Source organism: Saccharibacillus sp. O23 (assembly GCF_002205895.1).
In the GTDB taxonomy this organism is placed as follows: Bacteria; Bacillota; Bacilli; order Paenibacillales; family Paenibacillaceae; genus Saccharibacillus.
On record NZ_NJDE01000025.1, the window covers coordinates 165,304 to 191,197 of the forward strand.

Consider the following 25,894-nt stretch of genomic DNA (forward strand, 5'->3'; position numbering starts at 1 on the left):
AGTTTTATCGGTTTCGATCGAACGTTTCGGTATTGCGAAAAATTTTCCGCCGGTTCGAGGCGAACGTGTCCAGCGCGAATACGCAAACGACCCCCGCCGAGTAACGTACCAGGTCGGCAAGCAAAAATCCGCGGCCCAGCACCAAAGCGCCCAACGTCGTTTTGCGCAGGCCGTCGATCCACTCCGCCCGGTACAGTTGGCTGAATTCGACGCCGAAGCTCAGCAGAAGCGCATACCCTGCGCAGATCGCCGTGCTTCGGCCCGGCAGGATCAGACGAATCAGCCAATAGATCATCGCGGCCCATAACGCGTCTCCGGCATGAATCGCCAGAAAACGCGGAATCTCGTTCCCGTAAACGCGCGACGCCAGACCCGACAGCAGGGTCGCGACGGCGGCGGCCGCATAAGCGAAGCGGCGGCGAGCGAGAAACGCCTTCCGCTTCGGACGCTTGCTTCGCACGGTCAGCGCGGCCCCCGCATGATCAGGTTGGCCGTTACGGGTTTGCGGCCCAGTTCTCTCGCCCAGACGGACAGTTGGCCGATATGGTGAATCTCGTGCGCGATCGCGTGCCGCATTACGTCTCCGTAAGCGAAAATATGCATCCGTTCGTTTTCGAGCTCGTCCGTCCACTGCTCCACGAACGGCCGAACCTCCGCCGCCGCTTCGCTCGACAATCGGCGCGCGTCGGCTAACGACCGGTAAACTTCGTAATCGTAATGCTGCTCGGGATCGCCCATCAGTCCGCGAATCCACGCGTGTTCGACGTCGATCACGTGAACCAGCGTCCGCAGAATGCTGCGCTGCCCGCCGATTCGCTCTTTGAGCAGTTCGGCTTCGGGAATCTCCTCGCACCAATCGAACCATTCTTCCCGCACCAACCAATTATATTCGAACAGTTTTCGCATATTTTCCTCCAGAGTTCCGGCTTCTTTCTACTCTACCGCCGGGCGGGGCAAAAAGGAAGTTGCTTGGGCCCTAAAGCTTCGCCTATAATGGCCTGCATGGGAGGGGATCATGGGGACTTTTATCAGTATCATGTTGATCGTCGTGCTTCTGCTGGTTTTCTATAGAGGCTTGCGTTACGGAGTCAATTACCGCTCCAAAGAAAATTTAGGGCTGCTTGCTGCGGCTTTCGTTTTGACTTGGCTTGATCCGGACTCTGATTTTTTAAATGTGATGAAGCGCATTTTTTACGGGTTCGTTCTCGTATATATCGTGATGTTCGCAGCTTTATCAGGACGAAAACGCAAAAACGATGTTTAAGCAGGGATGACTCTCTAAAAAGGTTGAAATCGTACTCCGGTATGATTTCAGCCTTTTTTGCATAGTTTTTACACAACCCGACTTTGCATTTGATACAAGCGAATATACTTGAACATGTGCTCAAACGTTCGCTTTCGATCGGTCTTTTCTACTTACATAATCAAGGAGGAGTTACATTGAACAGCTTGTTTAAAAAAGGAATTCCCGCCGTGCTCGGCCTGAGCCTCGCGGCCGCGCCCGTCTTGTTCGGAGCGACGACGCCTAACGCGCCGGCACAAACGCCTACGCCGACCTCCGCTCCCGAAGCGGCCGTGGTCAGCGCTCCGGCAAGCGGCGAAGTCAAAAACGTCATTTTCCTGATCGGCGACGGCATGGGTCCTTCTTACACGGCCGCTTACCGTTATATGCAGGACAAAGCTTCCACCCCGCTGATGGAAAAAACCGCTTTCGATCCGTATCTGGTCGGCATGCAGACGACGTATCCGGAAGACGAACATCAGAACATCACGGACTCCGCTTCGGCAGCCACGGCCATGTCGGCGGCGGTCAAGACGTATAACGCGGCGATCGCGGTAGACAACGACAAAACGGAAGTCAAGACCGTGCTCGAACAAGCCAAAGAAAACGGCATGTCCACGGGTCTTGTCGCCACGTCCGAGATCACGCACGCCACGCCGGCCGCGTTCGGCGCGCATGATATCAGCCGCAAAAACATGGACGCGATCGCCAACGATTATTTCGACGAAAAAATCGGCGGACAGCATAAGATCGACGTGCTGCTGGGCGGCGGCAAAAGCAACTTCGTGCGCAAAGACCGCGATCTGACCGCCGAATTCAAAAAAGCTGGTTACGGTTATGTCACGGATCGCAAATCGCTGCTCGCGAACAAAGACAAGCAACTGCTCGGTCTGTTCGCGAACGGCGGTCTCGACAAGATGATCGACCGTACTTCGGCGACGCCGTCGCTGAAAGAAATGACGGGAGCCGCGATCGATCGTCTGAGCCAGAACGACAAAGGCTTCTTCCTGATGGTCGAAGGCAGCCAGATCGACTGGGCGGGCCATGATAACGACGTGGTCGCCGCGATGAGCGAGATGGACGACTTCGCCAAAGCGTTCCAAGCCGCGATCGACTTTGCCAAAAAAGACGGCCATACGCTCGTCGTCGCGACCGCGGACCATTCCACGGGCGGCTTCAGCCTCGGCGCGGACGGCGAATACAACTTCCTCGTTTCGCCGATCGTCGCTGCCGTTCATACGCCGGACTACATGGCGGCGAAGATCGTCGCGGGCGAATCCGTCGAGAAAGTGCTCTCGCAGAACATCAAGCTCAAGCTGACGCAGGAAGAACGCGCTTCGGTCAAAAAAGCCGCGCTCAGCAAAGACGTGACCACGATCGACAACGCGATCGAAGAGATCTTCAACAAACGCTCCTTCACGGGTTGGACGACGGGCGGACATACCGGCGAAGACGTGCCGGTGTACGCGTACGGACCGAGCAGCGAACGGTTCGCCGGTCTGATCGACAACACGGACAACGCGAAAGTGATCTTCGAATTGCTGGGCGGCAAACCGACGCGTTGATCGTCAGACGAGCGGCAGTACCTTTTCCGTCTCGGCGAAGCAACATTTTCTTATCAAGCGTGAACCGGAATCGGGCGTTACGCGGCGAAATTGCCGACGTAACGCCCAATTTTTCGGTCTTTCGGTCAGGCACGCGGTCTGCGGCGGCTGCGGCGGCGCCGGAGGCCCAGCCAGGTTAAGGCCGAGACGATCGCGGCGACGAACGCCAATATCATCCATAGATAGGCGCGAAACCGGTCTCCGGGCGAAGATCCGGCCAACGGGTCGGACGGTTCGCCGAGTTTCTGCAAGATGTCGGGTCGCGAGTCTTCCTCGTATAATGCATTGCCCGAACAAAGGCTGGTGATCAGTTTGGCTCCGTCGCGCTTCGCCAATACGATATAACGGTATCCTTCTTGAAAATTCACGCCGCAGGACTCCGTAGCGGTCCCGCTCTCGACCGTGACTTTCTCGTATACGTCGCCTTTCCACGCTTGATCGACTTCGAATTCGTGATCGTAGCGATCCTCGCCCGAATACGAACCTGTCAGGTTCAGCAGCGATTTGGTCTTTTTGACTAACGTGCCCGAGAAGATCAGATCGGCGAACTCGATTTGCTCGTTCCCGTTCGGATCGAATGCGCAGCTGCACGCGTACGCTTTTTGGGGAGCGGCCGTCAATCCTCCGACGATTCCGGTTACGACGAGCAGCATGCCGAGCAGCAGCAGAACGGCCCGAACGCCTGCGCTGGACTGCCTTTTCCTGCGGCCTGCGGACGCGCGCCCGATTTTTCGCAAATCTTCCGCCTCCTTATCCCGAAAGCTTGTTTTCTACTAAACGCCAAAAAGGAGGCGCAAGTTGCGCCTCCTTCTTCATTTATCCTTTTTACCACAAAGATTCCAGCCATTCGCGGCGCTTGTCCGGCTCCTTACGCTCGAACAGATCCGCCGGGATCTGGATCTCGTCCCCGAAAGCGATATTGATCGTCCGCAGTTCATAGACATGACCGTCTTCCCAAGCATGACGCCCGTTGATCGTCACCCGTCCGTATTCGCCGGCCGATAATTCGAACGCGGTCTGCTCCAGAAGTTCGCTCCGGCCGTTCGTGCGGACCGGCTTGCCGAATTCCGGCACGTAACGCAGCCGGACGCGCAGCCGATCGCCTCGCAGATCCGTCAGCACGCCCGCAAGCAGGCGCTCGTCGACCGGACGCCCCGTTTCGGGCATCGAGAGCCGAAGCGCTTCGTTTTGCAGCGGCAGGAAGCCTTCCGTCGTCTGCCGGAACGCCAGCCGATGCAGCAGGATGCCGCCGGACTCCGTTCGCTCCGGCGCAGGTTCGCCGCCTCGCGGGCGAAGTTCCTGCGGCACGGGCAGCGCATAAGCTTTCGGATGCCGGCTGCGGGGCGAAGCATACGGTTCGCCCCGCGTTTCTTTGCTCCAACGGAGCAGAATCGTCTGGATCGCGATCATCGGGTTATCTTCCTTTCTGCTTCCGCTGCGGCTGCCGGACGCGTCCCGGCTGCGCCGAATAGGCGCGCGCAGCGGCTCGTCCGCCTCGCTTGACGGCCGGACCGCCGAGTATCCGGTACGCGATATACCCGATCGTCGCGCCGACGCCGTTCAAGATCAGATCGTCGATATCCGCCACGCCTGCTCCCAATACGCCTTGAGCCAGCTCCAACGCCAGAATCAACAGCAGGAAGCGCCCGAGGAATCCGAAATAATTTCGGCAGCGGCGAAACAGCACCGGCAGCAGCACGCCGAACGGGATAAAGACCGCTACGTTGCCGACCAGATTAATGAACGGCGCCCGGATATTGTCCCAGTCCGCCGAACGCGCGAACAGCCGAATCGTCTCGAACGGCACGATATTATAACGGAATTCCCCACTGAGGTGCGCCGAGCGGCCGAATCCCCAGAACATCATATAGAGCAGAAGTCCTCCGTAACCCAGCAGCACCAGCAGAGCCAGCAGCTTGACGAAGACTTTTTTGGCTTTCATGCACGCAACCCCTTATTTTCCGTTCTCCGCGCCGCGCTCTTTCAGTTCCAACCATACGGCGGCCATATCCAGTTCGCCTTTGCCGCTTCGCACGGCGTCCGCATAAGTACGGTCTACGGCTTCGGCCAACGGCAGATCGAGACCTTCGCGCTTCGCTTCCGCCGTCAGCAGACCCAGATCTTTCGAGAGCAGGCTGACCATAAAGGCGGCCGGGAACTCTTCGCTGATCCACATCTCTTTTTTCGCGGCGAGCATCGGGGTATTCACCGCCGATTCCCCGATCATTTCGATCAATTGTTCGCGGCGAAGCCCCGCCTGCTCTCCGATCAGCAGTGCTTCCGAGATGCCCTGCGCCATCACGCCGAGCAGCAGATTGATCGACAGTTTCGCCGAACTGCCCGCGCCCACGCCGCCGAAATGCAGCGTTTTTTTGCCCAGAATCTCGAAGAACGGCTGCGCCTTCGCGATCGCTTCTTCCGTTCCGCCGGCCAAGATCACGAGCTGTCCGTTTTCCGCCGGGCCGACCGAACCGGATACGGGCGCGTCGACGTAGACGCCTCCGGCCGATTCGATCCGGCGCGCGAATTCCCGCGCTTCTTCCGGCGAGATCGTGCTCATGTTTACGACGGTCATTCCCGGTTTCAACCCTGCAAGCAGGCCTTCTTCGCTTTCCAACACCGCTTCGACGGCGGAGCCTTTGGTCAGCATCACGAATACCGCTTCCGCGCCCTGCAGCGCTTCCCGAGGAGACGAAACGATCTTCGCGCCTTCCGCTTGCAGCGGCAGCGCTTTTTCCCGGGTTCGATTGTAGACGTTCACCGAATGACCGGCTTTCAGCAGATTGCGCGCCATCGGCACGCCCATGTATCCGGTTCCGATCCAAGCCAATTGCGCCATAGTCGTTCCACGCTCCTTTGTCGATAAGACTCTTTGTTGTTCCTCACACCTACGTACCTTAGCATACCGCAATCCCCGAGAGGAGTCATGTTCGGCGCCTCTCTTGCGCGCCGCACGGCTCGAAGAACGCCAAAAACGCTTCCCCGCAGGGAAGCGTCTTGGATCGGCTTCGATATTCGATGTTTACGGCTTGCTTACCGCGTCGCCCGCGAAAAAGACTTCGAGCTGACGCGTCACTTCGGCTTTATCATTGTCGATGACCGTCTGGTATTGGTCTTTGGCGACCAATTCCGCGATCTCGACCGGGAACTCCTGCGTGATATCCAGCAGGCGGATCGCTTCGTCGAACTTCGCCGGATGCGCGGTCGCGAACGAAACGGTCACTTCGCCGTCTTCGGTGAACGCTTCGGAAGCCGCTACGCCGCAGGCGGTATGCGGATCGAGCAGATAGCCGGTCTCCGAACGGTATTTGCCGATCAGCTCCAGATTCTGCTCGTTGGTCGCGCCGAGCGCTTGGAACTCTTCCTGCACGCGCTTGAGCAGCTCGCCGTCCACGACGATCTTGCCTTCGCTCGCCAGTTTGCCCATATATTCGCGTACCTGCGCGGAATCTTCGCCGAGCAGATAATACAGATAACGTTCGAAGTTGCTCGCGACTTGAATGTCCATCGACGGGCTGTGCGTTTTGCGGAACTCGCCCGGTTGGTATTCGCCCGTGGTCACGAAGCGCTCCAAGATATTATTTTCGTTCGTAGCGATGATCAGCTTGTGGATCGGCAGGCCCATCTTTTTGCCGAGATACCCCGAGAAGATGTTGCCGAAGTTGCCCGAAGGCACGCTGACGTTGATCTTTTTCGACGCGTCGCCGATCTGCTCGACCGCGCGGAAGTAGGCATAGAAATAATAAACGGTCTGCGCCAGAATCCGCACGAAGTTGATCGAGTTGATCGCGCGCAGATGATATCGGCTTTTGAACGCAAGATCCGAGAACAGCTCTTTGATGATCCGCTGGCAGTCGTCGAACGTGCCTTTGACGGACAGATTGAGGACGTTCTCGTCGTTGACCGTCGTCATCTGAAGCTCCTGCACTTTGCTGACTTTCTCGTGCGGATGCAGGATGCAGATCTTGATGCCTTCTTTGCCGCGCACGCCTTGGATCGCCGCCGCGCCCGTATCGCCGGACGTTGCGCCCAGAATATGAATGATCTCGCCGCGCGTCTTCGAGACGTACGAGTAGAATTCGCCCATGAATTGCAGGGCTACGTCTTTGAACGCGAACGTCGGGCCGTGGAACAGCTCCAGAATGTACAGGGAGTCGTTCAGTTTGCGTACCGGCGCCACTTCGGGATCGCGGAACGTCGCGTAGCTGGCGTCGACCAACCGCTTCAGGTCTTCCTGCGGAATCTCGCCGTTCGCGTAGAGAGAGAAAATTTCGATAAACAAGTCGCGGAAACCGAGCTGCTGCCATTGTTTCAGCGTTTCTTCGGATACGGTCGGAATGCTCTCCGGCACCATCAATCCGCCGTCTTCGCCCAGTCCCATCAGGACGGTATCGACAAATCCTTTCGGTTCGACTTGACCTCTTGTACTGATGTAGTTCATCGTAAGCCCCCAGTGATCGAAATTGTTAGGATCGCGTAGACGCGAATTTATTTGTACAATCATACCCCGAAACCGACATGCGATGACAGTCTTTTTTTGCATTTTCGTTCAAAAAAACACTTGCCGCTTAGCGCCCAGGCGGATCGCCGTCGTAATATTGTCCGCCTGCCGCGTACAGCTCCTCGACGATCCGCTTGAGTTCTTTCTGGCGGTACAGAATGAACGCCCGCATATATCTTCGAAGCACGAGCTTGTCGAACAGGCGTCCGACCGTTCCCAGCGGCGAAGCGAATTCCAGCACGTCGCGCACGCACGTCCCTTCTTCGCCTTCGCTAAACTCGTGTCGATGGATCATATAGCGAAACGCGCCCTGCCGCATCTCGTCGACGAAAAAGGAAGGACGTTCGTACTGTTCCACGACCGAAACCAATCGCTGCCGCACGCCGAAATGCACCGCTTCGAACACGACCGTTTCTCCTTTTTCCATAAGTCCCGTCATTCTTCCGCCAGGCAGCGTTCGCTCTCGGGTCTGCGGCCAGACCGTCCGAGGATGCAATCCGACGTCGCGCGCCGCGTCGAAACAAACGTCGATCGGCGCACGCACCCAGATTTCTTCCGTTACTCTTGCGATGGACAACAGTCCTCCCCTTATAGACTTTCATACGCTGATCTTTCTACAAAAAAAGAATACGGGAAGTTCCCGTATTCTTCGCCGATTATCCGTATACGTAATAGGTTCGCCCGGTTTCGATGCCGAGCACGCTGCGCACGAACGCGTTCGCGACTTTGTCGGCCGGCACCGGATCGAATCCTTTGAAGTAATCCGCGTATTTCTCGGCCGATTCCGTCAGCACCGTCGGACTGACCGAATTCAGCCGGATGCCGCGCGGCAGTTCGAACGCCGCCGCATGCACGAAAGCGTCGATCGCCCCGTTCACCATCGAACTGGAAGCGCCGCGCGCGATCGGATAATCTTTGAGGATGCCGCTGACCAGCGTGAAGCTGCCTTTGGCGTTCAGCCGATGCTGCCCGATCAAAACCGTATTGACCTGCCCGAGCAGCTTGCCGTTGACGCTCGTGAGATTATCTTCCGGCTTCAATTCCGGCAGCGCCGCGTAATGGGTCGCTCCTGCCGCTACCACCACATGATCCAGTTCCCCGATCTCGGCGAACAGCGTGGCGATGCTGGCCGGATCGGTCATATCGAACTTGTAGTCTCCGCTTGTCCGTCCGGCCGTGATCACGTTGATTCCTTGCTCTCTCAATTTGGCGACGACCGCTTGTCCGATCGTGCCGTGTCCTCCGATGACCAATGCTTTTGCCATTCGTATTCCCTCCTGTCAATACTGCGAGAAATGTGCCGTTATTCGATCTTTACCCATTTGACCCTGCCTCCTTACCGAGGTTTCGTCGTCTGCCGACTCATTTCCTGCTGTCTGTCCCATAACTCCGTCATCGCGATCGGCGTACGAACCGCTTTGTTCGCGTCGCGGCTTTCTTTCGACCACGGGAACGGCACGATCGACATGCCTTGTCCTCCTTGGAGCGCACGGATATCGTCCTGCCAGCCTTTCCAGCGGAACGTCGCGTAATACTGCTCCAAGTCGCCGTCCATCGCCCAAGCCAGAAAGTCCGTGTATCCTTTCTCCGTATCTTCCCATTCGAGCGTATCGGGCGCGAAATAATACACGTTCGGCGTACGGTCGTTAAACGCGCCGTTGTTGATCGCGAAAAACCCGCCCGCGACGTCGTAAGCCGCGATCACGTACCCTTCGGGTTCGAATTCGAGATCGAGCGGGTCCGGCCCGAGTCCGTTCCAAGAACGAAGGTCGCCCGCGATCGAATCATGCCCGCAGCCGAGCACTTTCAGCCATCCCCGGTCGATCCATAGTCCTCCGCTGTTCAGCGCGACCGCGCCCAGCGTCGTCCGATCGCTCGTCTGCAAGCCGACCAGCGTCTCTTCGGCCCGACGCCGATCCGCCCCGAGGATCCGGACCTCGTTCTCCGCCCGCTGCGCCGCTTCAAGAAGCGAAGGCCACGCGCTGTCGTCGGACAGCAGTTCTTCCAGCTTTTTCATCCATTTTTCTCCTTCCGCTTCAAATTTAACCCATTCCGCCCGATAATAGAGCTTGAACGCCATTTTAAGCCCGGGAGGCATTTTCATGAAAAAAGGTCTGGCTTATTCGCTCAGTTTCGCGCTGCTGCTCGCCGTAGCGGTTCCCGTTACGCAACAAACCGCTCACGCCGAAGCCAAGAAGTACAAAAACTGTACCGAACTGAACAAAGATTACAAAGGCGGGGTCGCCAAATCGGCCGACATCAAAAACAAAGGCGGCAAAACCAAACATAAACCGTTCGTTTCGGCCGAACTTTACGAAGCCAACAAAACCAAAGACCGCGACAAAGACTTTATCGCCTGCGAAAAATAAAGGACGCCGAAAGGTGTCCTTTTTTGTGCCTGTTTCACACTTAATCGTAGATCTTCGACGAGCGGCGTTTGACGATCGATACGTCGTTCGCGCCGGCCCAACGGATGATGTCCCTTACGGAATACGCCGGATTTTCGGAAAATTTGAACGAATAATCGTTAGGCACGAATAACCATCTTCTCGGCTTGACGCTGATCGCGGGTTCTTCGCCTTCAGAGACGTAAATAAGCTTAATTTGCCCGGCCGGCAATCGGCGCTTCCGCAGTTTGATCGAATCTTCATTCAGTTCCAGCGTATACGCCGGCCTAAAGATCTGACGGATCGAAAGCAGCGCGAAGATCAGCATCAGCGCGACTGCGGCTAACGATAAGCGGTACATACCGGGCCCGCTCCAGCCTTGAACCCAACTCTGGTAATGTTGATACACGAGCAAAGACCATAAGACGGCTTGCAGTCCGTAGGACAAAGCGTGTCCGAACGGACGCACGCTTCGAACCCCGTAGAAACAACGATCTTTTCCCATCGCGATTCCTCCTGTCTGATTGTCGAACATCCTTTACTTTAAGAACGTTCGCAACCCCACATTCGTTACGCGATCATTCGATTTCGATCGCCAATTCGCCTACGTAAACGGCCCGCCCCGATACCTTGATCTCCGTCTCCCCGTTATCCGTACGCCAAGCTTCGACTTTCGCGCGTCCGTTTCGTCCCATCTCCAATCCCTGCTCGACGACGAACGCCGTATGCCGCGATTCCGGTTCCAGATAAGTCAGCGCATAAGCCCCCATGACGCCCGTCGCCGTTCCCGTTACCGGATCTTCGATCGTACCCGAATACGGCGAAGAGAAGTGGCGCGCGTGCATGCGTGCCGAAGGGTCGAACGTGTCCGAACAAAAAGGATGCAGCGACGCCCGCGGATTCTGCTTCAGCACGCCCGGAAATTCGGCGTTGCGCGGCTTCATGCGCGAGAAAGCTTCCAGATCGCGGATCGGAAGCAGCAGCGTCCAGATCCCCGTGCTCCCGTAGACGATCGGATAACGTTCGTCCCGGTCGTCCGCCGTCAATCCTATCGAAGCGAGCAGCGCTTCTTCGTCGCCTTCGAACGGAACAAACTCGGGGCGGCCTTGACGCATCCGCATCACGAGGTAATCCTGCTCGCCCGAAGGATCGGATTCCCGCAGCAGTTCGACCGGAAGAATCCCGGCCCGCGTCTCGATCGACGCCTCCTCTTTGTCCAGCAGATTGCGGGTATGGAGAGCGTACAGCGAAGCCATCGTGGCATGCCCGCACAGATCCATCTCGTGTCCCGGAGTAAAATAACGCAGTTTCGCGTCCGCTCGTTCCGAGCGGCAGACGAAAGTGGTCTCGTTAAACCCGACGCGGGCCGCGATTTGCTGCATCTGTTCATCCGTCAATCCGTCGGCGTCCAGCACGACTCCGGCCGGATTGCCTTTGCCGGGAATCGGCGAAAACGCGTCGTAATGCAAAACATTCACCGAGGTCATCTTTTTTCCTCCTTCAGCAGGGTCAAAGTCGTAGCGATCGCCGCGTCGATAAACGCCGACGGCGGTTTCGCTTTCAGCATCACGGTCAACCCGATCAGCGAGACCAGCACCGCGCCGGCCGACGCTTCGGCATCCAGTTCCCGCGACAGTTCGCCCGACCCGATGCCCTTCTCGATCTTGCGGCGAAACAGAGCGGCCAGACGCAGTTGATGATCCAGCGCTTGCGCGGCAAGGTCCGGTTCTGCGGCTCCCAGCTCGTCGAGCGTAAGCACGGCGAGGCAGCCGAGCGCCGGATCGCCTCCGCTTCCTCCGGCGGCCGTATCGCGCAGCAGTCCGGCAAACGCGGGAATCGTCTGGTCCTCCCTCTCCAGCACCTGTTCGACATAAGCGGCATGGCGCTCCGTATAACGCTTCAAAGCCCGCTCGAACAGCTCCCGTTTGTCTCCGAACGTCGCGTACAAACTCGGCTTGCGAATATCCATCCGCTGCGTCAGCTCGGTCAAAGACGCCGCTTCGTATCCTTTTTCCCAGAACACCCGCATCGCGGCATCAAGCGCTTGTTCTTCGTCGAAAGCCCGAGGCCTCACGGCGATCCTCCTCTGCGGCGCCCGAAAGCGCATGTATGATACCGATCAGTATAATACAGCTTCCCGCCGCTTGCAAAAAGATTGACAGCGCGAAAAAGAACGGCGTATAGTGAGGGAGCGCATTTACATACCGATCGGTACAAAACGAATTCCGAAACTCGAAAGGAGCTTCCGCTTTGATCAAATCCGCTCAGGCCCCGACTTGGTCGCCTTCGCTGGCGCTGCTGCTCGCTTCCGCCTGCGGCCTGGCCGTCGCCAATATTTATTACGCCCAACCGCTGCTCGGTCAGCTTGCCGAAGAATTCGGCGTCTCTTACGCGGCCGTCGGCTCGGTCGTCTCCGTCATTCAATTGTTCTATGCCGCAGGCCTGCTGCTGATCGTGCCGCTCGGCGATCTGCGAAGCCGAAGACGCATGATTCTCGTTCAACTGCTGTCGTCTTCGGTCGCTCTGACCGCCGCCGGATTGGCCGATCGGTACGCCTTGCTGTTAGCCGCTCTCGCCGCCGTCGGCTCGATGGCCGTGGTCACTCAGGTTCTCGTCAATTTCGCTTCTTCGCTGGCTCCGGCTTCGCGGCGGGGCAGCGCCGTCGGCACGGTGACCGGAGGCGTGGTGATCGGGATTCTGCTGGCTCGGACCGTCGCCGGCGTCGTCAGCGAACTCGGAGGTTGGCGCGCCGTATATCTGCTGTCGGCCGCGCTCACCGCGGCCGTCGCGCTGGCTTTGTTCAGATGGCTGCCGGAAGACGACTCGGCTAAATCCAAGATCTCTTACGGGCAGACGCTGCGTTCTCTGCCCGAACTGTTCGCGGCGCGTCCTCTGCTGCGAAGCCGGGCCGTGCTGGCGCTGCTGATCTTCGCCGACTTCGGCATGCTGTGGACTCCGCTTGCGATTCCGCTCGGCGAAGCGCCGCTGGGTCTGTCGCCGGCCGCCATCGGCGCTTTCGGTCTGGCGGGCGCGGCCGGCGCGTTGGGCGCTGCACGCGCCGGCCGCTGGGCCGACCGGGGACTGGGGCCGCGAATGACGATCGTCGCGCTGGCCGTTCTGTTGGTCGCTTGGCTGCCGATCGGCATGCTGCACCGCTCGTTGGCGCTGCTGGTCGTCGGCATTCTGCTGCTCGATTTCGCCGTACAGGTCGTGCATGTCAGCAGCCAGTCGCTGCTGTTCGCCGCGTTTCCCGAAGCGCGAGGACGGCTGACCGGCGCTTACATGGTTTTCTATTCGATCGGCAGCGCGCTCGGCGCTTTCTTGTCGACGCGGATCTACGCCGCTTTCGGTTGGCAAGGCGTAAGCTTGACGGGCGCGGGAATCGCCGCGATCGCGCTGGCGTACGCTGTCTGCTCCCGGGATGCGCGCCACGTTTGAGCGCAGAGCGCGGGCGGATTTCGGGCTTTAGAACAGCAAAAAGCAGCCCGTTTCGCGGGCTGCTTTGCCATATTCCGAAAAAGCCGCTCAGCTCTGTTCGGCCAGCCGTCCGCGCACCCATCCGAGCAGTTTCGCTTTCTCGGTATGCGGAATCGGCTCGACCAGACGGGCCGCGGCCAGAGGCAGCATCCAGCGTTCGATCTCTTCGGCGGCATACCCGGACCGCTTGGCGTATTCGTCCAGATAAGCGCGGCGGAACGTCTCGGCCGCTTGTTCCATCACGCCTCTCGCGCCGCCTTCTTCCGTTCCGAACCCGAGCAGCAGCAGCGTCCGCGCGGGATCGTACAGCGGATGCCCGCAGGTCGCGTCGATCCAATCGATCACGCGCCATCCGTCCGGCGTCTCCATGATATTTCCCGGGTGATAATCGCCGTGGCATAACCGATCGCCTTCGGGCAGCTTATTCAGCTCGGCCAATATGTAAGCTTTCTCTTCTTCTCGAAGCATCTCGGCGCGGCCGATCCGGCTTACGAGACGTTCGCGCTGATCGTCTTGAAGATCTTCCGCCGATCGTTCGTTCAGGCAGACCTGATAAGCCGCGAACGTGCGGGCCGCTTCTTCGGCCGTCTCGGGTTCGCGATACAACCGTTCAAGCAGCGATTCGCCTTCGATCCGTTCGAGCAGGATCGCATGCCGGCCGCCGTGAAGCTCCACGCCCAGCGGTTTCGCCGCAGGCAGTCCCGCTTCGTAGGCCCATACGCTTTTGCCGTATTCGTTTGCGACGCCGCTTTCGGAGAACCATTCCCGGAACAGCTTGACCACCTGCCCCGACTCGTTCAGATAAATCTCCGCCGTTCCCCCGTCGCCGATCTTGCTCCATGTCTGCGTCATTTCTCACCGCTTTCCGCCGCTTGCGCGGCTTTACCTGCGCACGATCGGGCGTTCGAGCGCGTACAGTTCTTCTTCGACCTGAAGCATTTTCTCGTTCACGGCCGCTCTCGCATCCCGGATCGCTTGATTGTATAGGTAAGGCGCGAACTGCTTGAGCATATGATCGAGCAGATTCTCCGCCGCGATCGTACCGATCTCTTCGCCGCGTTCTTCGTAAAAAAACTGCTGAAGATCGGCGATCATTTCGTCTTTTTGTTCTCTGGGCAATCGGATAGGGATCATCTTTTCTTCTCCTCTCGATGCGTCTCGGCGCTGCTCGCCGGGCGAAAACGATCTCAAGAACGGCTGCGATGCATGACGACCTGCCGGGTCGGCCGGAACCCGCTGTCTTCGTAATACTCCGTCAGCTTGGCCGAACAGAATAGGCTGACGACTTCGATGCCGTGCAGCTCCTTCATCATCTTGTCCATCAACTGCCGGCCGATGCCTTGTCCGCGATGCGTGCCGAGCACGACAACGTCCTCCACGTAAGCCCGATATACGCCGTCCGATACCGCGCGGCAGAACCCGACGAGCTGCTTGTCTTCCCAAGCTCCGAGCGCCACGCCGTGCGTCAACAGCTTGCGAATTCCATCTTTCGTCCGCGTCGGCCACCAATCCGCATCTTGATAGAGCCGCATCAATTGCAGCGGGGGGATCGGTTTTTCCGTGTGCGGTTTGATGAGCACCATGTGTCAGAAGCCTCCTTGTCGGTCGTGCGAATCGTGTTCGTTTGTCTAAAATATGCCCCAAATTCCGGTCGAAGTCGAGCCCTGCTTTGGTTTCGGAGGTTTTTTCGGTAAAATAAACAGGCGGACGCCAAGCTTATTCCTGTCGCAGAAGGAGGACATTCCGATGAAATCCGCGTCTCGATCCCGACGACTCTTGAAAGGATCGCTGTTTTATGTATGCCTGATCGCCATGACTGTTCTTTTTGCTTTGTCCTACATGCCGGTGATCTATATCGAATGGTTTCATGCCACGCTTCAGACCGGCGAGCTGATCGTCATCACGCTCCGCAATATTCTGTCTTGGATGATCGCGCTGGCCCTGGTCGGTTTTCTTGCCTTTTGCATGATTCGGCAGCGCTCGAGAATCGTTCGCAAATATCCGGTCTGGCTCTACCGCTCGGCGTTGTTTTACCCCGCGATCGTGGTGCTGGTGTTCATGACTTTCGAATGGCAGACTCCGCAGACCAGCTACGATCTGGCTCGCTATTACGCGCAGGGCATTCTGGAAGAGAAACAAGCGCACGTGTCGTCGACCGGACAAACCTGCGAAATCAACGACACCTACGAAAGCTGCACCTTATGGGTGACCTTGTCGGACGGAAGCCGTTACGGCGTCAAAAGCCCGTTGGCCGACGTTTTCAAGCAGCGTTCGGATATCGAAGCCGTTCGCGTTCTCCCGTCGAGCGGACGTTTGATCGGAATCCGCACGTCCGACGGATGGTCGTGACGCCGAAACCCGAATGCAGCAAAAAGCCCGGGCGCAGCTCTGCGTCCCGGGCGGACAATCGATTCCGTTTTTCGGCAGTCGGGACCGGATTCAAGGTTCGATCGGTTTCACCATGCCCGGATCCGCGATCAGCGCGAGCGCGCTCTCGTCCAGACTTCCGTACCACACGTCCGAATAATAATCCATGATCAGCAGATTGTCGCCGCACAGATAGAACGAATGGGAAGGTTCGTTGAATACATAATAGCCGTCCAACCAGATCGGGTTCAACGTATCGCGAAATACGGCCGGATCGAGCGAGCCTTCCAATTTGCCGAAGTAACGGCTGCCGAAGACCAACTCCTGCAAACAGAACGTCGTCAGAAAATGCGTCAGCGACGGGCATACGATCTCGCTGCCTTCCAGACGATCGTCCCAGAGACGGGCGGCATCGCTATAGACGGGAGAATCGTCGCGGCCGGCTTCGACGGAACAATTCCAAGCGCATTGATTTTCCGACAGAAAAACGATGCGCCCTTCTTCGCGTTCCAACTCGTCCGGTTCCAACCAAATATCCTGCGCTTGGAACAGCTTGGGACCGAAGCCTGCCGGCGCGGCGCCGGCATCGAAAGTCGGATTAGGCCAGTTGCCCGCAAACGCGTAAAAATCTTTCAATACGGCAGGCAGGTCTGTCGGGATCAGATCCGGACGGACTCCGTATTGAGGTTTGGCCGGTCCTGCCCATTTGCAGATAAAAGCTTTCAGCCGCTCCATCGTTTGTTCGTTATCCGGAATCAGCATGTGAATTCCCCTTTGTATGTAGAGTCAACGGAATTTGCGCGGAAGCGATCGGATCGTTGCATCCTTGATGTTCTTTATTTTATCGTCAACCGGCCGGGCTGAGAAGCCCGCTCTTTCCTATTTACGCCCGAAAAGCCGCAAACCCGGCATGCGAAGTTGGTCCCATTCGTGCCGCGATCCGCTTGTCGCCCGATAATTTTCCGCAAAACGATTGACGGCCGCGCTTATTCCTCTTATTATAGGTTCAAGCTAAATTTTTACACATTCGCATAGATCGACCGGCGTGTTACCGCGAGGGCATGAGCCAAGAATCGTTCACTCACCGAGTGAATGTTCTTGGCTCTTTTTGCTTTCAGGCGGCCCGACATTCGAAAAGGAGCGAACGGCATGACAAAAACGACAGAAAATTTCCGCGTACAGCGCGTGATCGGCAGCAACGTCGTCATGGCCCGCGGAGAACGAAGCGACGAAGAGTTCGTCATTATCGGCAAAGGAATCGGATTTACGCTGAAAACCGGCGGAAGCCTCGAGGCGGAAGATACCCGGATCGAAAAAAGGTTCCGACTGGAAGATCGCGAGGAATGGGGACGCTACCGGATGCTGCTCGAAAACATCGATCCGCAGGTCATCGCGGTGTCGAACGAGATCGTGCGCACGATCGCGGAGCGCACGGGCATAAAGCCCGACGACAAAATCTATCTCGCGCTGCCGAGCCATATCCAGTTCACGCTGTACCGGCTGCGAAACGGAATGGATATCGTCAATCCGTTTCTGGAAGCGACCCGGCTGACTTTTCCGCAGGAATTCGAATTGGCTTCGCGGGCGGCCGAGCAGATCTCCCGCGAATTCGGCGTCGAGATTCCGGAAGACGAGATCGGCTTTCTGACCTATCATGTCTACTCCGCCGTCAGCAGTCTGCCCGTCGGCCAAGTGGTTCAAGCTTCGAGTCTGATCGGAGAGCTGATCGATGCGGTTCGGCTCGAGACGAAGCTGAAACTCGACGGCGGCAGCCTCAGCATGGTAAGGCTGATGATTCATCTGCGCTGCCTGATCGAACGGCTGCTGCAAGGGACGGAATCGGCCAATCCGCTGCTTCCCTGGATCGAAAAAGAGTGCGCCGACGCTTTTCTGCTCGCGCAGAAATTGGCTGCCGTCGTCCGCCGATCGTTGGACGCGGACGTTCCCCGCTCGGAGATCGGTTTTCTCGCCGTCCATCTGCACCGATTGAAGAGCGCTTACAAATAGGCTACAACCATTTTATAGATAAAGGGTGATGAACATGTTAGCGTTTCTGCAAAGACTGGGCCGGTCGCTTATGCTGCCGGTCGCGACTCTGCCCGCAGCCGCCATTCTTCAAGGGCTGGGCCTGTTGGATTATCAAAAGGATATTCCGCTCGGCAGCGTCGTCGGCGGTTTCCTCAACCAGTACGTGGCTCCGTTTCTCAATGCGGGCGCGGGCACGATCTTCGGCAACCTGCCTCTGATCTTCGCGATCGGCGTCGCGATCGGTTTCGCCGGCGATGCCGTCGCCGCCTTGTCGGCGCTGATCGCGTATCTGATTCTCGGCAAGATTCTCGAAACCGTGCCGCTGCAAATGCCTTTTATCGGCGACGACGTCGTGCTGAACATGGGCGTGCTCGGCGGCATCTTCGCCGGCGCTTGGGCCGCGTTCTTGTACAAGCGCTTTCACGATATTCGCATGCCGGACTGGTTGGGATTTTTCGGCGGTAAACGCTTCGTGCCGATCGTCACCGCCGCTTCCACGATCGTGTTGGCCGTGCTGATCGGCATGATCTGGAGTCCGATTCAGGACGCGATCAGCGCTTTCGGCACTTGGGTCGTCGGACTCGGCGGGCTCGGCGCGTTCGTGTTCGGCACGGCGAACCGGCTGCTGATCCCGATCGGTCTGCATCATGTATTGAATTCGATCGCTTGGTTCCAGATCGGCGATTACACCAACTCGGCCGGCGAAGTCGTGCACGGCGATTTGACCCGCTTCTTCGCCGGCGATCCGACGGCGGGCATGTTCATGACCGGGTTCTTCCCGATCATGATGTTCGCGCTGCCGGGCGCGGCGCTGGCGTTTATCCACACGGCCAAACCGCAAAACCGCAAAGCCGTCGCGTCGATCTTCGTCGGCGCCGCGATCGCTTCGTTCCTGACGGGCATCACCGAACCGCTCGAATTTTCGTTCATGTTCCTCGCCCCGGTGCTGTACGTCGTGCACGCGGTGCTGACCGGCCTTTCGGGGCTGATTATGTACGTGCTGGACGTTCATCTCGGCTTCGGATTCTCGGCGGGCCTGATCGATTACCTCGTCAATTTGAAACTGTCGCAGAACGCTTGGATCCTGCTGCCGGTCGGCCTGATCTTTTTCGCGGTCTACTATGCGCTGTTCCGCTTCATCATCGTCAAATTCAACTTGAAAACGCCGGGCCGCGAAGACGACTTCGCCGAAGGAGTGCTCGCGGCGGACGGGATCGGCATCGATCCGGGAGCCGGCGCGGCGATCGGAACCGCGGGCACGGGAAGTACGGCCGACAGCCGGGCCGCGCGCATCTTGGAGCATATCGGCGGTCCGTCCAACATCCTCGATATCGATGCCTGCGTCACCCGGCTTCGCCTTGTCGTCGGCGACGACAAAGCCGTCGACGACGCGGCGCTCAAGAAGCTCGGCGCTTCCGGCGTCATGCGGCTCGGCCAAGGAGCGGTCCAAGTCGTGTTCGGGCCGCAATCCGAACGGATCAAGAACGAGATCGAGAAAATGCTGTAAGTTCGGCGACGCGAAAAGGACGTGCGCGATGCACGTCCTTTTTGCTTTGCGGCGATGCGCCGCGCGGCCGTTTACCAGTTTGCTTCGATGAATTCGTCGCGTCCCGATTGTTCGCGGTCTTCCTTGTAGTGCTTGGGACTTTTCTTATGATAATCTTGGTGATATTCTTCGGCTTCGTAGAACTCCTGCGCCGGCAGAATCTCCGTGACGATCGGCTTGTCGAAACGTCCGCTGTCCGCGATCGCCTGCCGCGAAGCCAGCGCCGCCTGTTCCTGTTCTTCGTTGTGGAAGAAGATCGCCGGTTTGTACTGCGAACCGCGATCTTGAAACTGGCCTTCGCCGTCCGTCGGATCGGTCTGCGGCCAGTAAAGCTCCAAAAGGCGTTCGTACGGGAAAACATCCGGTTCGAACGTAATTTGAACGACTTCGTAGTGGCCGGTGGTTCCCGTCTTGACCTGTTCGTAAGTCGGGTTCTCTACCGTTCCTCCCGTGTAACCGGAGACGATGCCCCGAATCCCCGGCAGTTCTTCGAACGGCGTAACCATGCACCAGAAGCAGCCTCCGGCGAAGGTCGCTTTTTCGATACGGTTCTCTCCCGCGTTATCGGCGAAACTCGATTGTTCCTGCGTCATTTCTTTTCCGCTCCTCTGTAGGTCGTGTACGCTTCACTCCGCTGCCGCTTGCAGCGTAAAATTCGGTCTGATCTCGCCGATCCGTTCTTGGCGCGCGTTCAGCACGGGCGCGTGCACGTATTCGGCCAATTGTTCGAACTGTTCCGGCGTGCCGATGCCGAGCTGCTTCAGCACTTCCATGGCCGCAACGTAAGTAGCGCGTTCGCTGCCGTCTTCCACTTTGACGACGATCCCGATGCCCCGATCGGCCACGCCGATGCATTCGACGCCTTCGGCTCCGACTTTGGCGACGAGATTGCCGCCGAAGACGCGCATCAGATCCGTGTCGAACCGATGTTTGCCGGCGACCATCTCCGGCCGGTTGGTCATCCCTTTGCGGACGCGATCCAGCGCTGCCGCGCGCTGCGGCGAGACCGTGCCTTCCGGTTTCGCCAGCCGGGCGAAGCCGAGGGCGACGTTGCGAAGCGGCAGCCGATGCACCGGCACGCCGCAGCCGTCCACGCCGATGCCGATCTCTTCGGCCGGAAATTCGCAGACGTTCGAGATGACTTCCAGAATGCGCCGCTGATGCGGATGGTCGATTTCCCGGTAGGTCTCCGTGTCTTCGTGCAGATGTACGGCCGTCAGCAGCATGCCGGAATGTTTGCCGGAACAATTGCTGAATACCGGCGTCAGTTCGCGTCCTTCGCGAATCAGCTGACGATAGCTTTCGCCGTCGCGCGGAATATGCGTGCCGCATTGCAAATCGTCTTCGGACAAATGCGCGCGCGACAGCACGTCGAGCACCGTATCGCGGTGAATCGGCTCGCCGCTGTGCGAAGCGCAGCTCAGCGAAATCTCCGCGTCGCCGTATCCGTAAGCGTCCGCCGCGCCCGATTCGATGACCGGAACGGCTTGGAACGGTTTCATCGACGAACGGGGAAACGTCAGGCGCTGCGGGTCGCCGACGAAATACAGCAGACGGCCGGCATTGTCCGTAACGGCGACATGAATGTCGTGATTGCTTTCTACATATTGGCCCCGGGTAACTTGTACATCCTGCGACATCGGTTAATCTCTTCTTTCTGTTATGAAATAGGTTATTTGGCTAACTCGTAGATGGCGCGCGCGTAAACGGCCGTCGCCTTCAGAAGATCGTCCACTTCGATAAATTCGTCCGCTTGATGGGCGGTCATCGGCTTGCCGGGGAAACAGGCTCCGAAAGCGACGCCTTTCGGCATGAAACGGGCGTAAGTCGCTCCTCCCGTCGTCAGCAGCGTCGGCTCGTCTCCCGTTACTTCGGCATAAGCCGTTTGCAGCGCTCCGATTACGGCCTCTTCCCGAGCGACGTAATGCGAACCGACTTCGCGCACGGCATCGATCCGATAGCCGAAGCGGTCCGCTTGCTCTTCGATCTGCGCCCGAATCCAGCCGTAATCGGCGCCTACGGGTACGCGAAGCGTCAATCCGAACTCCGTCTCGCCTTCTTCGTGGCCGAAACGGATGACGCCCGGATTAACGGTAAGCGGTCCGGTAGCCTCGTCGCGGCAGGCGACGCCCAGCGCTTCGCCTTGAAAGTCTTCGTGCAGCACGTTCAGCAGTCCGACGAACGCTTTGCCTTCCGGTTGAAGCGGAGCGTCTTGCAGGAACAGAGCCAGCGTCGTGCCCGCGTTGACGCCTTCCGCCGGTTCGGAGCCGTGCGCGGAGACTCCCGTCAGCGTAAACATCGCCTGTCCCGCACTGACTTCCGCTTCTCCTTTTACCCGATGCTCGCGGCAGAACTCTTCGAACGCTTCGATCAACGGACGAATGTCTCCGCTTAATACGGCATGCGCCCGTTCCGGCACCATATTGATGCGCAGGCCGGATTCGAACGATTCCAACCGGACGAGACATTTGGTCGTCTGAGACGGATATTTGGGAACCAAGATCGGATTGAACTGCCCTTTTTCCGCATAAATCATCGGGAACTCCGCGTCCGGCGCAAACCCCGTTTCGGGCATCCGTTCGTGTTCCCCGTAATAATGCATGCAGCTCATTCCGCTCTCTTCGTCCGTTCCGAAGATCAGACGGACGTTTTTGCTGAGCGGCAGGCCCAGCTCTTTGACGATCTTCAATCCGTACAAAGCCGCAAGCGTCGGCCCTTTATCGTCGATCGCGCCTCGCGCATACAATTTGCCGTCGCGAATCTGCGGTTCGAACGGCGGATGCGTCCACGTTCCGGTCGCCGGAACCACGTCCAAATGACCAAGAATTCCGATCGTCGTCTCCGGATCGAATTCGCCGTATTGGGCGTGTCCGGCGTAACCGTCGACGTTCTTCACCGTCAACCCCATGCCCTCGGTCAACTCCAACATGTAATCGAGAGCTTCGCCGATCGCTCGGCCCATCGGCCGTTTCGGAGTTGCCGTTTCCAAATCTTTGACGCTTGCGATCCGAAGCAATCCGTCCAGATCCCTCAACAGATCTTCGCGTCTTGCTTCAGCTTCTTTTTGCCAGTCGATCATCCATCCGAGCCTCCTTGATATGTCTTTCCGTCTACGTTTGTGCCCGATTCGACTTTTATCTTACCACTATTTTCGCTTCAATGCCGAATCTGCTTACCCGCCTGTTCCAACAGCGCGGCAAGCCGTTTGGCATCGACCGGTTTATTCATATATTCGTCCATTCCGGCCGCCAAGCAGCGCTCGCGGTCGCCCGGCATCGCATTGGCCGTCACCGCGATGATGTAAGGCCGACCGTACAAGCCCGGATTTTCCCGAAGCAGCCGGGTCGCTCCGAAGCCGTCGAGTCTGGGCATTCGAACATCCATCAGGATCACGTCGTAACGAGAGCGTTCGGCCGCCTCCAACGCTTCCAAGCCGTCCTCCGCCAGATCGGAATCGTAACCGAGCCGTTCCAGCAGCCGTCCCATCACGAGCTGGTTGATGCGATTATCTTCGACGATCAAGATGCTTAACTTGGCCGTTTCCGGCATATCCGGTACGATCGCGGCGGGCGTTTCGACGGGAACGTCTTCGAAATCGGGAAGCTGCGCTTCGATCGTAAAACGAAACACCGAGCCTTCGCCGAGTTTCGAACGCACGCCGATCTCTCCGTTCATCAGCTCGATCAGCTTTTTCGTGATCGCAAGGCCCAGACCGGTTCCTTCGGACTTGCGCGTCATGAAGTTGTCCAATTGATAAAAAGGATCGAACAGCTGCTCCGTCTGCGCTTCGGGAATGCCCAGTCCGGTATCGCGAATACGAAAAGCGAGACGAACCCATCCCGCCGGCGCTCCTTTTTCCGTATCCACCGACACGAATACGCCGCCGCGATCCGTATATTTGATGGCGTTTCCGATCAAGTTGACCAGGATTTGGCGCAGCTTGTTCGAGTCCGCCACGACGATCTCCGGCACGTTCGGCTTCACCGACAGCCCCAGCTCCAATTGTTTGTTTCGCGCTTCCGCCAACAGAATATCGAACGAACGCGCCACGTCTTCTCGCAGATTGATCGGCTCGGTCAGAAGTTCCGTTTTGCCTGCCTCGATTTTGGAAAAGTCCAAAATATCGTTCACGATGTTCAGCAGCGAATCTCCGCTTCGCCGAATGACTTCGATGTACTCGCGCTGTTCGTCGGTCAATCCTTCCGTCTCCAGCAGCAGCTGCGTCAGCGCGATGACGCCGTTCATGGGCGTGCGGATCTCGTGGCTCATCATCGCCAGAAACTCGCTTTTGGCTTGGCTCATTTGCTCCGCCGTCTGTTTCTCGATCAAGAGACGTTTGTGTTCGGTAATGTCTTTGGCCAAAATGTAACAGCCCACGTTCTCGCCTCCGACGATGATCGGCGCCGTCGAAGTCAGCACTTCCGATTCGCGGCCGTCCGTGCTGCGTATGCGAACCGTCGGTCCGGACGAATCTTCGCCCGATCCGGATTCGCCCAGAATATCGCCCAAAGTGCCTTCCGTCATCCAATCCCCGAACAGACGGCCGATCATTTCTTCCGTGCTTAAGCCCGTCAGTTTTTGCGCCGCCGGATTGGTATTGATGACGCGGCCTTCCCGGTCGATCGAGAAAACGGCGTCATGATTATGCTTTTTGAGCGAGGTGTAACGTTCGACCGATTCCTGAAGCTTTCGCTCCGAAATGCGAAAGTCGGTAATATCGCGATAAATGATCGCGTAACCGGCAGGCTTCTGCGTGTCTCCGAGCGCGAAAGCGGTCAACACGACGTCCAACGCCGCTCCTTCCCGGGTGCGCGCGGTCGCTTCGATCCGCTCGCCTTCGAGCGGCACGAACCGCGAACTCGCCGCCTTGTCCGGATAAAGATGCCGATCGTCGTTCAATGCGCCGCTCAATCCGATCCGCTCTCGCAGCACGGCTTCGTCGACTCCCGCCATTTCCGCCGCCGTCCAGCCGAAAGTACGTTCGAAAGCGGCGTTCAGATTCATGACGCGCCCTTCGCCGTCGAACAAAGCGACGGGATCGAGATTATTGGCGATCAGACTCTCCGACTGCCGCATGGCCGTTTCCAGTTTGATCTGCTCGGCAAGGCGAATCTCGTCGCTTTCTTGCTGATCGGCAAGCGAAGGAAATACCGCGCCTCCGCTGTTTCCGGACAAATCGGTACTGCTCAATTCGTCGTCCGTCATCACGTAATCATGCTGCCGGAGCAGCTTGATTTGAAGCGCGGAACTGATCGAATCGCCTCGATACGCGCAGACCGCCACGATCCGGGAGTTCTGAACCGCGCGCTGAGCGAGACGTTCCAAGTTTTCCAATTCCGCTTCGACGCCGTGCTCTTTTTTCCAAGCGACGTGCGTCCAGATCCGGATTCCCGCCGATTCGGACGAAAAATGAAGTTCGGCCAACTTTCCGAACTCTCCCATGACTTTTTTATGTTCAAAGCTTACGTCCACTCCGTAAAAACGTTCGGCATCCACGTAAACGATCCGTTCAAGTTCCCGATCGTCAAGCAAGGAAGAGATACGCTTTTGAATTCGCGCGATTCGATCGCTCCGGTCGATAAAAATCGCCAGGTCTCCCGCATGCGCGCCCGAAGTCAAATAAGCCGCGGCATTGTCGAAATAAAGACTCTCGTCGTCATAGAGGTAAAGAATATGTCCGCCCGACGATACGCTGACCGTCCGGTTCAATTCCATTATGCGCTCGCTCATTTTGCACCTCATGATTTCGATTAAATTTTAGATTCTTTTATTATACGACAAAGAATAAGAAGAAAGATGACGAATCTCGAGGGCCGGAGCGCGCAGCGAACAAAAAAAGACCGGGATATGCCGTCTAAACGACAAATCGCGGTCCGGTCTTGCTTCGGCTTCGACAATCGATATTCTAAAAGCGGATGCAGGCATCCTGCACCGGCCGGTCTCGGTAAAGGGGTCTCAAAAAAGAAATTTTGCGCTTGCCGTGATTCATCGTGCCTTTTCTCTCGAAAGCTTCGTGTTCGGCGCGCTGCTTCTTGTCGCAGACGATCGCCACGATCGAATCTTCCGGGTCCAGTACCGGATGCAGATTCCCGAGCATCCGCCGCACCGGATTCTCCGCGCCGCTGCCCCAAGAAGTCATCTGCCCGTAAGGCAGATCGGCAATCACGATGTTGACGTTCGCGATCGGCGGCGCGGCCGCTCCGGCAATATCGAACGCGAAGCACGAAGTCGTACGTATCGCGGAACGATCCGTCCGTTCCAGACGTTCGGCGCTTTCCAAGGCTTCCCGATGCGAGTCTTTGCCGTATCGTTCCCGATCGCGCCGCAGGCTTTCTTTTCGCGCCGACAAGCCTTCCGCGGTCAGCAGGCCGAGGTTGCGCCGAGCATGATCCAAAGCGGCCTCGTCGATATCGGAACCGTATAATTCGCTGACGCGTCCGCCGTAGTTGAAGCCGATCATCGTCAGCCAATACGCGCCGCCGCAGCAGGGATCGTAAATTTTCAAATCGCTGCCGCCTCGCAGCCCGGCCAAGCACCGGGACATGATTTCTTTGCCGAGCCTGACCGGAAAAGCCGTGGTGCCCGGCGCATGATGCAGCACTCTGCCGCTCGAATAATCGCTGTAATCCCGCTTTTCGGTCTCGAATTGATAGATCATCGTTTGAAATTCTCCTCTCGGGCGCCGCCTGCGTCGATAACGGC

General features: G+C 57.9%; 29 protein-coding genes. 7 read left to right on the plus strand and 22 right to left on the minus strand.

Annotated elements, in window-relative coordinates:
- Positions 1-4: 4 nt before the first annotated feature.
- Together CDO73_RS23395 and CDO73_RS23400 are read right to left on the minus strand one after the other, a co-directional pair.
- Entirely contained in the window at positions 5-460 is a 456-nt protein-coding gene (locus CDO73_RS23395; RefSeq protein ID WP_088490933.1) for a ribosomal maturation YjgA family protein, read from the minus strand.
- Positions 461-462: 2 nt separating this feature from the next.
- Positions 463-906, minus strand: a complete 444-nt coding sequence (locus CDO73_RS23400; protein WP_088490934.1) for a DinB family protein — start codon at positions 904-906, stop codon at positions 463-465.
- A gap of 109 nt (positions 907-1,015) precedes the next feature.
- Here CDO73_RS23400 and CDO73_RS23405 point away from each other — a divergent pair, with 109 nt between their 5' ends.
- The gene (locus CDO73_RS23405) at positions 1,016-1,264 is read left to right on the plus strand and encodes a hypothetical protein (RefSeq protein ID WP_088490935.1); all 249 of its coding nucleotides are present in this window, start codon (positions 1,016-1,018) and stop codon (positions 1,262-1,264) included.
- 176 nt (positions 1,265-1,440) lie between these two features.
- Positions 1,441-2,847, plus strand: a complete 1,407-nt coding sequence (locus CDO73_RS23410) for an alkaline phosphatase (protein ID WP_088490936.1) — start codon at positions 1,441-1,443, stop codon at positions 2,845-2,847.
- 125 nt (positions 2,848-2,972) lie between these two features.
- On the opposite strand, the gene CDO73_RS23415 is transcribed toward CDO73_RS23410, so the two are convergent.
- From CDO73_RS23415 to CDO73_RS23450, 8 genes are all read right to left on the minus strand, one after another.
- Positions 2,973-3,623, minus strand: coding sequence for a hypothetical protein (locus CDO73_RS23415; RefSeq protein WP_088490937.1), 651 nt, complete (start codon positions 3,621-3,623; stop codon positions 2,973-2,975).
- Between the two features lie 88 nt (positions 3,624-3,711).
- Positions 3,712-4,296: a hypothetical protein gene (locus tag CDO73_RS23420; RefSeq protein ID WP_088490938.1), complete on the minus strand. Its 585-nt coding sequence runs from the start codon at positions 4,294-4,296 to the stop codon at positions 3,712-3,714.
- A 4-nt stretch (positions 4,297-4,300) separates the two neighbouring features.
- Positions 4,301-4,828, minus strand: a complete 528-nt coding sequence (locus CDO73_RS23425; RefSeq protein WP_088490939.1) for a VanZ family protein — start codon at positions 4,826-4,828, stop codon at positions 4,301-4,303.
- Between the two features lie 12 nt (positions 4,829-4,840).
- Positions 4,841-5,725 (minus strand): NAD(P)-dependent oxidoreductase, encoded by an 885-nt coding sequence (locus CDO73_RS23430; protein ID WP_088490940.1) that lies wholly within the window; start codon positions 5,723-5,725, stop codon positions 4,841-4,843.
- A 183-nt stretch (positions 5,726-5,908) separates the two neighbouring features.
- Positions 5,909-7,327, minus strand: a complete 1,419-nt coding sequence (gene thrC / locus CDO73_RS23435) for a threonine synthase (protein WP_088490941.1) — start codon at positions 7,325-7,327, stop codon at positions 5,909-5,911.
- 127 nt (positions 7,328-7,454) lie between these two features.
- Positions 7,455-7,964, minus strand: a complete 510-nt coding sequence (locus CDO73_RS23440) for an SRPBCC family protein (RefSeq protein ID WP_256972824.1) — start codon at positions 7,962-7,964, stop codon at positions 7,455-7,457.
- A 79-nt stretch (positions 7,965-8,043) separates the two neighbouring features.
- The gene (locus tag CDO73_RS23445; RefSeq protein WP_088490942.1) at positions 8,044-8,652 is read right to left on the minus strand and encodes a short chain dehydrogenase; all 609 of its coding nucleotides are present in this window, start codon (positions 8,650-8,652) and stop codon (positions 8,044-8,046) included.
- 71 nt (positions 8,653-8,723) lie between these two features.
- Positions 8,724-9,404: a DUF2625 family protein gene (locus CDO73_RS23450; RefSeq protein WP_179218819.1), complete on the minus strand. Its 681-nt coding sequence runs from the start codon at positions 9,402-9,404 to the stop codon at positions 8,724-8,726.
- An 85-nt stretch (positions 9,405-9,489) separates the two neighbouring features.
- Here CDO73_RS23450 and CDO73_RS23455 point away from each other — a divergent pair, with 85 nt between their 5' ends.
- Complete coding sequence (locus CDO73_RS23455) at positions 9,490-9,756, plus strand: excalibur calcium-binding domain-containing protein (protein ID WP_088490944.1); 267 nt, start codon at positions 9,490-9,492, stop codon at positions 9,754-9,756.
- 40 nt (positions 9,757-9,796) lie between these two features.
- Here the strand turns inward: CDO73_RS23455 and CDO73_RS23460 are convergent, their stop codons facing one another.
- From CDO73_RS23460 to CDO73_RS23470, 3 genes are all read right to left on the minus strand, one after another.
- Positions 9,797-10,279, minus strand: coding sequence for a hypothetical protein (locus tag CDO73_RS23460; RefSeq protein ID WP_088490945.1), 483 nt, complete (start codon positions 10,277-10,279; stop codon positions 9,797-9,799).
- A gap of 73 nt (positions 10,280-10,352) precedes the next feature.
- The gene (locus CDO73_RS23465) at positions 10,353-11,261 is read right to left on the minus strand and encodes a PhzF family phenazine biosynthesis protein (protein WP_088490946.1); all 909 of its coding nucleotides are present in this window, start codon (positions 11,259-11,261) and stop codon (positions 10,353-10,355) included.
- The gene (locus tag CDO73_RS23470; protein WP_256972825.1) at positions 11,258-11,848 is read right to left on the minus strand and encodes a TetR/AcrR family transcriptional regulator; all 591 of its coding nucleotides are present in this window, start codon (positions 11,846-11,848) and stop codon (positions 11,258-11,260) included. The genes CDO73_RS23465 and CDO73_RS23470 overlap by 4 nt, the downstream gene beginning before the upstream one ends.
- A 176-nt stretch (positions 11,849-12,024) precedes the next feature.
- Between CDO73_RS23470 and CDO73_RS23475 the strand changes: the two genes are divergently transcribed.
- Positions 12,025-13,212: an MFS transporter gene (locus CDO73_RS23475; protein ID WP_088490948.1), complete on the plus strand. Its 1,188-nt coding sequence runs from the start codon at positions 12,025-12,027 to the stop codon at positions 13,210-13,212.
- Between the two features lie 87 nt (positions 13,213-13,299).
- Here the strand turns inward: CDO73_RS23475 and CDO73_RS23480 are convergent, their stop codons facing one another.
- Genes CDO73_RS23480 through CDO73_RS23490 form a run of 3 tightly spaced genes read right to left on the minus strand, consistent with a single transcriptional unit; the run spans position 13,300 to position 14,834 of the window.
- Positions 13,300-14,103 (minus strand): phosphotransferase, encoded by an 804-nt coding sequence (locus CDO73_RS23480; protein ID WP_088490949.1) that lies wholly within the window; start codon positions 14,101-14,103, stop codon positions 13,300-13,302.
- Between the two features lie 30 nt (positions 14,104-14,133).
- Positions 14,134-14,385 carry a DUF2164 domain-containing protein gene (locus tag CDO73_RS23485; protein ID WP_088490950.1) on the minus strand — a complete coding sequence of 84 codons (252 nt, stop codon included), beginning with the start codon at positions 14,383-14,385 and terminating at the stop codon, positions 14,134-14,136.
- Positions 14,386-14,438: 53 nt separating this feature from the next.
- Complete coding sequence (locus CDO73_RS23490) at positions 14,439-14,834, minus strand: GNAT family N-acetyltransferase (protein ID WP_088490951.1); 396 nt, start codon at positions 14,832-14,834, stop codon at positions 14,439-14,441.
- A 163-nt stretch (positions 14,835-14,997) separates the two neighbouring features.
- Between CDO73_RS23490 and CDO73_RS23495 the strand changes: the two genes are divergently transcribed.
- Complete coding sequence (locus tag CDO73_RS23495) at positions 14,998-15,600, plus strand: hypothetical protein (RefSeq protein ID WP_088490952.1); 603 nt, start codon at positions 14,998-15,000, stop codon at positions 15,598-15,600.
- Positions 15,601-15,690: 90 nt separating this feature from the next.
- Here the strand turns inward: CDO73_RS23495 and CDO73_RS23500 are convergent, their stop codons facing one another.
- Positions 15,691-16,380, minus strand: a complete 690-nt coding sequence (locus CDO73_RS23500; RefSeq protein WP_088490953.1) for a hypothetical protein — start codon at positions 16,378-16,380, stop codon at positions 15,691-15,693.
- A 387-nt stretch (positions 16,381-16,767) separates the two neighbouring features.
- Here CDO73_RS23500 and CDO73_RS23505 point away from each other — a divergent pair, with 387 nt between their 5' ends.
- Positions 16,768-17,625: a PRD domain-containing protein gene (locus CDO73_RS23505; RefSeq protein WP_088490954.1), complete on the plus strand. Its 858-nt coding sequence runs from the start codon at positions 16,768-16,770 to the stop codon at positions 17,623-17,625.
- Between the two features lie 34 nt (positions 17,626-17,659).
- Entirely contained in the window at positions 17,660-19,153 is a 1,494-nt protein-coding gene (locus CDO73_RS23510; protein WP_088490955.1) for a PTS transporter subunit EIIC, read from the plus strand.
- Between the two features lie 71 nt (positions 19,154-19,224).
- On the opposite strand, the gene msrA is transcribed toward CDO73_RS23510, so the two are convergent.
- The 5 genes from msrA to CDO73_RS23535 form a co-directional block, all read right to left on the minus strand.
- The gene (msrA, locus tag CDO73_RS23515) at positions 19,225-19,737 is read right to left on the minus strand and encodes a peptide-methionine (S)-S-oxide reductase MsrA (RefSeq protein WP_088491041.1); all 513 of its coding nucleotides are present in this window, start codon (positions 19,735-19,737) and stop codon (positions 19,225-19,227) included.
- A gap of 81 nt (positions 19,738-19,818) precedes the next feature.
- Positions 19,819-20,832 (minus strand): asparaginase, encoded by a 1,014-nt coding sequence (locus CDO73_RS23520; protein ID WP_088490956.1) that lies wholly within the window; start codon positions 20,830-20,832, stop codon positions 19,819-19,821.
- A 32-nt stretch (positions 20,833-20,864) separates the two neighbouring features.
- On the minus strand, positions 20,865-22,271 hold the full coding sequence (gene pepV / locus CDO73_RS23525) for a dipeptidase PepV (protein ID WP_088490957.1): 1,407 nt from the start codon (positions 22,269-22,271) through the stop codon (positions 20,865-20,867).
- Positions 22,272-22,348: 77 nt separating this feature from the next.
- A complete protein-coding gene (locus CDO73_RS23530; RefSeq protein WP_179218820.1) occupies positions 22,349-24,922 on the minus strand; it encodes an ATP-binding protein in 2,574 nt (857 codons plus the stop codon).
- A 175-nt stretch (positions 24,923-25,097) separates the two neighbouring features.
- On the minus strand, positions 25,098-25,850 hold the full coding sequence (locus tag CDO73_RS23535; protein ID WP_088490959.1) for a hypothetical protein: 753 nt from the start codon (positions 25,848-25,850) through the stop codon (positions 25,098-25,100).
- Positions 25,851-25,894 lie beyond the last annotated feature (44 nt).